Raw genomic sequence first — 7,304 nt, forward strand, 5'->3', positions numbered from 1 at the left:
AGATGGGTAAGGCAAAGTTTGAACGCGGCAAGCCGCACTGCAACATTGGCACGATCGGTCACGTTGACCACGGCAAGACGACGCTGACGGCTGCGATCACGAAGTATTTCGGCGAATTCCGCGCCTACGACCAGATCGACGGCGCGCCGGAAGAGAAGGCGCGCGGCATCACGATCTCGACCGCGCACGTGGAATACGAGACCGAGAACCGTCACTACGCGCACGTCGACTGCCCCGGCCACGCCGACTACGTGAAGAACATGATCACCGGCGCGGCGCAGATGGACGGCGCGATCCTCGTGGTGAACGCGGCTGACGGCCCGATGCCGCAGACGCGCGAGCACATCCTGCTCGGCCGCCAGGTGGGCATCCCCGCCATGGTGGTGTTCATGAACAAGGTGGACCAGGTGGACGACGAGGAGCTCCTGGAGCTCGTCGAGATGGAAATCCGCGAACTGCTGTCGACCTACGACTTCCCGGGCGACGACATTCCGATCATCGCAGGGTCCGCTCTGGCTGCCATGAACGGCACCAACCCGGAAATCGGCGAAGAGAAGATCCGCGAGCTGATGGCCGCCGTGGACGAGTACATCCCGCAGCCGGCCCGTGCCGTGGACCAGCCGTTCCTGATGCCGATCGAAGACGTGTTCTCGATCTCCGGCCGCGGCACCGTGGTGACCGGCCGTGTCGAGCGTGGCGTTGTGAACGTCGGCGACGAACTGGAAATCATCGGCATCAAGGCCACGCAGAAGACCACCTGCACCGGCGTCGAAATGTTCCGCAAGCTGCTGGACCGCGGTGAGGCCGGCGACAACATCGGCGCCCTGCTGCGCGGCATCGACCGTGACGCGGTGGAGCGGGGCCAGGTGCTCTGCAAGCCGGGTTCCGTGACCCCGCACACCAAGTTCGAGGCCGAGGTCTACATCCTGACCAAGGAAGAGGGCGGCCGTCACACGCCGTTCTTCGCGAACTACCGCCCGCAGTTCTACTTCCGCACGACGGACGTGACGGGGACGGTCGAGCTGCCGGAAGGCACCGAGATGGTGATGCCGGGCGACAACCTGAAGTTCACGGTCGAGCTGATCGCGCCGATCGCGATGGAAGACGGCCTGCGCTTCGCCATCCGCGAAGGCGGCCGCACCGTCGGTTCGGGCGTCGTGGCCAAGATCCTCGCTTAATTCGCACAGCGAATTGAGCGGGTGGCGACAGACGGGTTTCCAAGGGAAACCCTGTCGAAAGCCACTCGGTTAAGGTCGAGAAACAAAGAAGGGCGTCTCCGAAAGGAGGCGCCCTTCTGCTAGGTGCGCTTCATCACTTCGCCTAACAGAGAATTTTTTCGATAAGCCTTCTAGATTTCAATCGGGTTGATAATTATTTTACAAGACTCATGCCGAAGAAGGCCGAATCGCTGATTCGAAACTACAATATATAGTGTCAACATACGTCAAGCACTACATCTAGTGCCTGACAGTTTTTTTGTTCGAAATTTACTTGATCTAGCGCTCCCAACGACGCATATTGGAGGTGCGGCAGAGTTCGTTCTGCTGAAGTAACAAAGAGATCAGAGGGCAGGCTTTACTAGTACTCTCATGTCATCAAACAGATTGTAAGGTGGAGTCGCCGCATCGTTGGCGAGCCCGATGAAATCTTTGCCCCCAGTGAGTTTCGTACCTTGCTGGGGGCTTTCTGTTTGACGGGTGTGAGGGGCGATTACATCAAGATTGTTCTAGTAGAGCAATCGAGTTCGGATTAGTCTCCGCCCCGCACTTGGACGCAAATTTACGCCTTAGCTGGCAAAGCTTGCTGCCACAAGCTGCCAATCCATATGCAACAGATAGTCTGCCGATAGGACCACCAGAACGTGGTACGCAAAGTCGATCATGAATTTCATAATCAACCTCCTTTCGATTGCTAAAGTAACAGGTCAGATCTGGCCATCGCGTAATGCGACTTCGTACGGCCTCCAACCATGCCGAGAGTGTGATGCTGAACCGCGCTAAATTCAATTGTTTTTATTTGAAGCATTTATTGGAAGCCTCGCCCTTGCCACCCACCCCCAAACCCCCTATACGCGCGCAACGTCTCAAGGGACGTATAAGGGCGGGGTGATTCTCCGCCCTTAAGGTTCGATGAGGGCGCGCGGTGGTCGCTCGTCCTCCTCTCAACCTCAACATTGAGAAGAAGGCATGTTCTATGAACCAGAACATCCGTATCCGGCTCAAGGCGTTTGATTACCGCGTGCTCGATGCCAGCACCCAGGAAATCGTCAACACCGCCAAGCGCACCGGTGCCCAGGTCCGTGGCCCGATCCCGCTGCCGAACAAGATCGAGAAATTCACCGTTCTGCGTGGCCCGCACGTCAACAAGAAGTCGCGTGACCAGTTCGAGATCCGTACGCACAAGCGTATGCTCGACATCGTCGATCCGACTCCGCAGACCGTGGACGCCCTGATGAAGCTCGACCTCGCCGCCGGCGTGGACGTCGAGATCAAGGTATAAGGAGGGCAACAGATGCTGCGCTCTGGAGTGATCGCAAAGAAACTCGGCATGACCCGTCTCTTCATGGAAGACGGTCGCCAGGTTCCCGTCACCGTTCTTCAGCTGGACAAGCTGCAGGTGGTGGCACAACGCACCGCGGATCAGCACGGCTATACCGCCGTTCAGCTGGGCGCGGGGACCGCAAAAGCCAAGAACACCTCGAAAGCCATGCGTGGCCACTTTGCCTCGGCAAAGGTGGAGCCCAAGCGCAAGGTCGCCGAGTTCCGCGTGGACGCAGAGGCGATGATCAACGTCGGTGAGGAAATCACCGCCGATCATTACTTCGAAGGCCAGTTCGTGGACGTGGCAGGCACGACCATCGGTAAAGGTTTTGCCGGTGTCATGAAGCGCCACAACTTCGGTGGTCTTCGTGCGTCGCACGGTGTGTCCATCTCCCACCGCTCCCACGGCTCCACGGGCCAGTGTCAGGAGCCGGGCAAGGTGTTCAAGGGCAAGAAGATGGCCGGCCACATGGGTGCCGTCCGTGTCACGACGCAGAACCTGCAGGTCGTCAAGACCGATGCGGATCGCGGCCTGATCATGATCAAGGGCGCCGTTCCGGGTTCGAAGGGTGGCTGGGTGACCGTCAAGGACGCCGTCAAGAAGCCGTTCCCCGAGAACGCAATCCTGCCCGCCGCGCTGAAGTCCGCTGCCGAGGAAGCTGCAAAGGCCGCTGAAGAAGCTGCTGCTGCCGCCGCCGCAGAGGCCGAAGCCGAAGCAAAGCGTCTCGCCGAGGAGCAGGCCGCCGCTGAGGCCGCCGCGCTCGAGCAGGCCGAGGCTCAAATCGAGGCCGAGAAGAAGGAAGGCGAAGAATGAAACTCGACGTCATCAAACTCGACGGCGGGGCCGCCGGTTCGGTCGATCTGACCGACGAGATCTTCGATCTCGAGCCGCGTGCGGACATCCTGCACCGCGTCGTCCGTTGGCAGCGCAACAAGGCGCAGGCCGGCACCCACAAGGTGAAGGGCCGGTCGGAAGTGTCGTATTCCACGAAGAAAATCTATCGCCAGAAGGGCACCGGCGGCGCACGCCACGGCTCCCGCAAGGCGCCGATTTTCCGCAAGGGTGGCATTTACAAGGGTCCGACCCCGCGCAGCCACGCGCATGATCTGCCCAAAAAGGTCCGCGCGCTCGGTCTCAAGCACGCCCTCTCGGCCAAGGCCAAGGCAGGCGCGCTGGTGATCATCGAGGCGGCGGAATCCGAAGGCAAGACCGCGATCCTCGCCAAGCAGGTGAAGAGCCTCGGCTGGAAGCGCGCGCTGATCATCGACGGCGCTTCGGTCAACGAGTCCTTCGCTGCCGCGGCCCGCAACATCGAAGGTCTGGACGTGCTGCCGAGCATCGGCGCCAACGTCTATGACATCCTCAAGCGTGACACTCTGGTGCTCACGAAGGCGGGTGTCGAAGCTCTGGAGGCTCGACTGAAATGAGTGCAAACGCAACGCATTACGACGTGATCCGCAAGCCGATCATCACCGAGAAATCGACCATGGCCTCCGAGGCCAACGCGGTGGTTTTCGAAGTGGCGATCGACAGCAACAAGCCGCAGATCAAGGAGGCCGTGGAGGCGCTCTTTGGTGTGAAGGTCAAGGCTGTGAACACCACGATCACCAAGGGCAAGGTCAAGCGCTTCCGCGGCAAGATCGGCACCCGGAAAGACGTGAAAAAAGCCTATGTTACCCTCGAAGAGGGCAACACGATCGACGTGTCCACCGGTCTTTGATCGGGGAAGGTGGGTCACAGACCCACCCTACGGACTCAGGCCCCGGCTGTGCGAGCAGCCGGGGTTTTCTTTTGTCTTGTGGCATGGGCCGGGGCTTTAACCGTGGTCGCGCGGCGGTTGCCCCGGCGGAGTTTGGTACGATTCTGCCCGAGTTTCGTACAGATTGCCCCCTGCCGGTTGGCCTCGGGTTTGGGGCGAATATCGGGTTTGGTACAAAAAGCCCCGAGTTTCGTACAGATACCCCCTGCGGGTTCCGGCCAGGGCCGCCTTTCCCAGACGCGGTGCGATTTTCGGCAACATCTTTCTGTGCGCAGGCGAAATATTTGTCCCGGCGCCGGATTGCCCCCTTGATCGAAGGACGATGCGGGCGCAGCAATGGCGCATGCTGATCCAGGACACCGACCACCGCAAACCGAGCATCGACCTGCGCCTCGCGGGCATCCTCTCGCTTGTCGCGGGGGCGCTCAACGCGGTCGGCTTCGAGATCGCGGGCCTGTTCTCCGCCAACATGACCGGCAACCTCTCGGCCATGGCGGACGAACTGGCGCATGGGGCCACAGGCGTCGCGCTGATGTTCGGGTTGCTGTTCGTGGTCTTCGTGGTCGGGGCATTTTGCGCCGGGATCGCGGTGGAAGCGGCGCGGCGGGTGGGGATGGTCTCGGTCTACGCCTTGCTGGTGCTGGGCGAGGGGCTGTTGCTGCTCGGCGTGGGGGGCGTCGAGGTGACGGGGCTGTGGGTGTTCAACAGCTTCCATGTGATTTTGGTGCTGGCCTTCGCGCTTGGATTGCAGAACGCGGTGACGACCCGGATCAGCCGCGCGCGAGTGCGCACGACGCATGTCTCGGGGATCGCCACGGACATGGGGCTGTCCTTGGCCGCGCTGTGGCTCGGGGAGCGGGGACGGGCGCGGGGGGCGCTGGCGCTGCACGGGGTGACCTTGCTGGCGTTTCTGGTGGGGGGGATTGTCGGGGCGACAGTGCTGAGCGGGCTGGGTGCGGTGAGCTTTTGCCTGTGGGGTGGGGTGCTGGTGGCGGTGGCCGGGTGGGAGCTTGGTCAGAGGTCGGCGAGGTAGGTTTTGAAGCGACTGGCAAACCTGCAATGCCATCCGTGAGGTGAAGCGCCGATCCGAGGGGTGGCGCAATCGCGCCGCGTCACGCGGCAGGCGTGCCTCTGGCACGACGGGGGCGGATCGGCGCGGCGGAACGCTTCGCGTCCTGCGGGATCTTTGTGCGGAGGGTGGATTGCAGGTTCAGGAGCGCTTGGCAGCCATGAAGGCGTCGAGGTCGAAGCCCTCGGCAATGCCGCTGGCAAGGCCCTTGTCCACTTCGGTTTGCAACTCGGTGATGGCCTGCTGCCGCTCCTGATCGCAGCGGATCAGGTGGCGGACGTAATCGCTGGTGTTGCTGAAAGAGGCATCCTTCAGACGGGTTTCGACCCAGTCCTTCATCGGATCGGGGAGGGAGACGTTCATGGTTGCCATGGTGAAAGCGTGGGGTGGATGGCAAAGTTTGTCAATGAGGGACCAACTTGACGAACCACATCTAAGTGGCTCACTCTCTTGTTGCGAGTAGGGGGAGTAGCGGTGCGTCGATTGAAGAAATATACGCAGATCAAATATCTGGAAGATATTCTCAAGAACAAACGATTATACTTGGGTGATCCGTCTGCATGGGAGGATCGCAACGATCAGTTCTGTGTAAGTTACTATCGGAAGCATCAAAACCTTGAGAATGTGCGTGCGATGAGCTCCTCCCCATCTTTTGGCCAGTTTCCGGGGTGGTTTAAGCTACTCTCTGCCCCTGCTGGTCGGTTTCGATCTGGTTGAAGTAGACCACGGCGGGCGGCTGTCCGCCATGGGCGGCGTGAGGCCGCTGGTGGTTGTAGAAGGTGATCCATTGGCCAACCCCGGCCTTCGCCTGCGAGCCCGTCTCCCAGGCGTGCAGATAGACGCACTCATACTTCAGGGACCGCCAGAGGCGTTCGATGAAGATGTTGTCGAGACACCGGCCCTTGCCGTCCATCGAGATCCGGGTGCCGATCCGTTTCAGCCGGTCGGTCCAGGCGAAGGACGTGAACTGCGACCCCTGATCGGTATTCATGATCTCGGGCGGGCCGAAGCGGTGGACCGCCTCGTTCAGCGCCTCGACGCAGAAGTCGGCTTCGAGCGTGTTCGAGATGCGCCAAGTCAGCACCTTGCGGGTGAACCAGTCCATGATGGCAACCAGGTAGAGGAAGCCCCGCCGCATCGGAAGGTACGTGATGTCGGCGCACCAGACCTGGTTGGGCCGTTCCACCCGCAGGCCACCCAACAGGTAGGGGTAGGTTTTGTGCCCCTTGGCCGGTTTGCTGGTGTTCGGCTTCTGATAAATCGGCATCAAACGCATGAGCCGCATCAGCCGCCGGATACGCTTCACGTTCACAGCGTGGCCCTCGTTCTGCAGGTGCCAGGTCATTTGTTGGACGCCGTAGAACGGGGTTTCGAGGAACTGCCGGTCGATCAGTTGCATGAGCGCCAGGTTCACTGCGGTCTCGCCCAGCGGTGCGTAGTAGAACGACGACCGCGAGATCGACAGCAGGCGGCATTGCGCCCCGACCGACAGCGTGGGGTGAGAGCGTTCGATCATCCCGCGCCTCACTTGCCGGTCCAAGGCTTGAGCTTTCTGGACAAAAAATCGTTGGCGACGGCCAGTTCCCCGATCTTGGCGTGAAGCGACCGCACCGTCTCCTCGTCGACCTCGGCCTTCTTCTTCCCGCCGCGCTCGAAAATGTCAGATGCGCCTTCAAGCAGCGCGCTCGCCATTGTTCTTGAACCAATGGCGCACAATGGCTCGCTCCACTGATGGATCATGGTCGGATGCACGCCGTATTCCGCGGCCAGCTCCGACACCGTGCGCTCGCCCTTCAGGGCTTCCAGCGCCACGCGAGCCTTGAAGCCCGCGTCATGGTTCCTGCGTTTCGACATGTTCTGATCTCCTCGTTCTTAGAGACCAGCAGACGTCAGATAGTAGCTTCCGTCACTGTCCGATTTTCGGGGAGGAGCTCA

General features: G+C 60.9%; 8 protein-coding genes. 6 read left to right on the forward strand and 2 right to left on the reverse strand.

Annotated elements, in window-relative coordinates:
• The first annotated feature begins 2 nt into the window (after positions 1–2).
• The 6 genes from tuf to ACP159_RS25530 all read left to right on the forward strand — a co-directional run bounded on the left by tuf (position 3) and on the right by ACP159_RS25530 (position 5,333).
• On the forward strand, positions 3–1,178 hold the full coding sequence (gene tuf / locus ACP159_RS25505) for an elongation factor Tu (RefSeq protein ID WP_425101637.1): 1,176 nt from the start codon (positions 3–5) through the stop codon (positions 1,176–1,178).
• 1,015 nt (positions 1,179–2,193) lie between these two features.
• Positions 2,194–2,499 carry a 30S ribosomal protein S10 gene (gene rpsJ / locus ACP159_RS25510; protein WP_058247699.1) on the forward strand — a complete coding sequence of 102 codons (306 nt, stop codon included), beginning with the start codon at positions 2,194–2,196 and terminating at the stop codon, positions 2,497–2,499.
• A gap of 12 nt (positions 2,500–2,511) precedes the next feature.
• The gene (gene rplC, locus ACP159_RS25515; protein WP_425102489.1) at positions 2,512–3,354 is read left to right on the forward strand and encodes a 50S ribosomal protein L3; all 843 of its coding nucleotides are present in this window, start codon (positions 2,512–2,514) and stop codon (positions 3,352–3,354) included.
• Positions 3,351–3,968, forward strand: coding sequence for a 50S ribosomal protein L4 (gene rplD / locus ACP159_RS25520; protein ID WP_425102490.1), 618 nt, complete (start codon positions 3,351–3,353; stop codon positions 3,966–3,968). The genes rplC and rplD overlap by 4 nt, the downstream gene beginning before the upstream one ends.
• Entirely contained in the window at positions 3,965–4,261 is a 297-nt protein-coding gene (locus ACP159_RS25525; RefSeq protein WP_425102491.1) for a 50S ribosomal protein L23, read from the forward strand. The genes rplD and ACP159_RS25525 overlap by 4 nt, the downstream gene beginning before the upstream one ends.
• A 382-nt stretch (positions 4,262–4,643) precedes the next feature.
• Complete coding sequence (locus ACP159_RS25530) at positions 4,644–5,333, forward strand: YoaK family protein (protein WP_425102492.1); 690 nt, start codon at positions 4,644–4,646, stop codon at positions 5,331–5,333.
• 177 nt (positions 5,334–5,510) lie between these two features.
• On the opposite strand, the gene ACP159_RS25535 is transcribed toward ACP159_RS25530, so the two are convergent.
• Entirely contained in the window at positions 5,511–5,741 is a 231-nt protein-coding gene (locus ACP159_RS25535) for a type II toxin-antitoxin system ParD family antitoxin (RefSeq protein ID WP_425102493.1), read from the reverse strand.
• Between the two features lie 301 nt (positions 5,742–6,042).
• Positions 6,043–7,223 (reverse strand): IS3 family transposase gene (locus ACP159_RS25540; RefSeq protein ID WP_425098180.1). Its coding sequence is split into 2 segments (ribosomal slippage): positions 6,043–6,926 and positions 6,926–7,223, totalling 1,182 coding nucleotides; the frame shifts between segments, so codons are not numbered across the junction.
• Positions 7,224–7,304: the final 81 nt, after the last annotated feature.

Source organism: Tropicibacter sp. S64, assembly GCF_049803835.1.
In the GTDB taxonomy this organism is placed as follows: Bacteria; Pseudomonadota; Alphaproteobacteria; order Rhodobacterales; family Rhodobacteraceae; genus Pacificoceanicola.